Source organism: Methylobacterium sp. J-001 (assembly GCF_022829565.1).
GTDB lineage: Bacteria > Pseudomonadota > Alphaproteobacteria > Rhizobiales > Beijerinckiaceae > Methylobacterium.
In genome coordinates this window covers 1-608 of record NZ_JAKSYN010000183.1, presented here as the reverse complement: position 1 = coordinate 608, position 608 = coordinate 1, and the positions used below count along the sequence as shown (strand labels likewise).

Sequence of the window (608 nt, the reverse complement as noted above, 5' to 3'; positions counted from 1 at the left end):
CGGCGCTCCCCCCGGGTCCTCTTGCGCGAGAGCACCGGGGGCGACAGGTCGTCGGGACGTCTCGATCACGCAAGCGGTTCCGTTCCGGACCGGCGGTCGATCACGGCCGGTGATAGGGCCTGATAGCCGCGAGTTGCGCGTTCCGGGAACAAAATCCACCTCCTCCACCCAAAGCAGCCGGTCGAGCCGGTTCGGTTTCGGTATGCCCATCGGAGCGATCGGCGGCAATTCGTTGTGGGTGCACCCAAATCAGACCAATTGCTGCTGGCACGAACGTCCGGTTTCAGCTGCGGCGCCGAAGGCCGCTTACCACCCTGTGCCGAAGTTGCCGGAGTGCTGACGAACGGCTGCTTTGGAGAAGCGCCGATGGCGGTCCGGGTGGCTGGGTTGGGTCGTAAGCAGGATGGCCGCTTTTCCGACCGACCTTCTCCGAAGCGGACAGGCTGCTTTCGGCCAGCTTCGGTCGCGTTGGCCAGCGCCTCTGAACGGCTGGGTTGGGTGGTCTCCGGCCTGTCTGGTTTCGGGGATGATATGGCTGACAATTGCCATGCGGACCTTGGTCGTCCTCAACTGCTTCCTGAGCGCAGCGGCCAGATCCCTCTTAGGCA

Annotated in this window: 1 protein-coding gene; it reads left to right on the top strand. The window is 64.3% G+C overall.

The annotated features are described in order from the left end of the window. Nucleotides 1-366: 366 nt before the first annotated feature. A partial coding sequence (locus MKK65_RS22335; RefSeq protein ID WP_243960261.1) for a hypothetical protein occupies nucleotides 367-608 on the top strand: 242 nt, incomplete at its 3' end.